At 66.1% G+C, this 919-nt stretch carries 1 protein-coding gene; it reads right to left on the reverse strand.

Features of this window, described 5'->3' with window-relative positions:
- Nucleotides 1-10: 10 nt before the first annotated feature.
- Nucleotides 11-784: a transposase family protein gene (locus ETD96_RS44135; RefSeq protein WP_138642400.1), complete on the reverse strand. Its 774-nt coding sequence runs from the start codon at nt 782-784 to the stop codon at nt 11-13.
- Nucleotides 785-919 lie beyond the last annotated feature (135 nt).

Here is a 919-nt window from a genome sequence, read left to right on the forward strand (position 1 = left end):
TGACCCTTTTTCATCCTCGGGTGGCTTCGTAGTTCTGTAGGACGGCGATGGCCTTGACGAAGTGGCCGGCCTTGCTGGGGCTGCAGCGGAGCTTGCGGAGGATTCGCCAGCTCTTGAGCTGGGCGTTTGCGCGTTCGCCGGGTCCGCGGAGCTTGGCGTGCGCGCGGTTGGCCTGCTTCTGGGACTCGGGCTTGTCGCGCCCCTTGTACGGGGTGATGACGACGCAGGCCTCGGCTCCTTGATAGCCTTTGTCGGCGAGCGTGATGATCCCGGCGGTGTCCAGCTTGGGCAGGATTCCCCACACGCGGGCGGCGGTCAGGTCGTGCGTGCGGCCGGGCATCGCCCCCGATGTCCACAGGATCGTTCCGTCCGGACCGGCGATGACCTGTACGTTCATTCCGTGGCAGCGGTGTTTGGCCGAGTAGTACGGCCGGTCGGCCCGCACCCGGTCGCAGGCGATGAGCGTGCCGTCCAGTACCAGGAGAGGCAGCCCGTCCTGCTTGGCTTTGCGTAGCGCAGCCGTCAGCTTGGGTGACCGGGCCGACAGCAGCGCCACCGTCTCCTGGACGTATCGCCAGGCCGTGCTCGTCGACACCTGGAATCCGGCCCCGAGCTGGGTGAAGGTCTCGCCTTTGCGCAGGTGGGCCAGTACCAGCAGGGCCTGCCGACCGGGGTTGAGCAGCCGCCAGGGTGACCCGATCGCCTTGCGGTGCCGCCGGATCACGGCGGCCAGGTAGTTCAGCGTTGAACGCGACAAATCGACGGCAGCACGGTAGAACAGCACGCAGGGCCCCTGGTTCGGACGTCGAGATTGTGGTGATCAAGTCGTCTACCAGGGGCTTCTTCGCTTCACTGGCCGGACGCCAACATCGCGATCATGCTGTGATCGGCACCTGTCCAGCCGGATGAAAAAGGGTCA

This window comes from Actinomadura geliboluensis, assembly GCF_005889745.1.
Classification (GTDB): Bacteria; Actinomycetota; Actinomycetes; order Streptosporangiales; family Streptosporangiaceae; genus Spirillospora; species Spirillospora geliboluensis.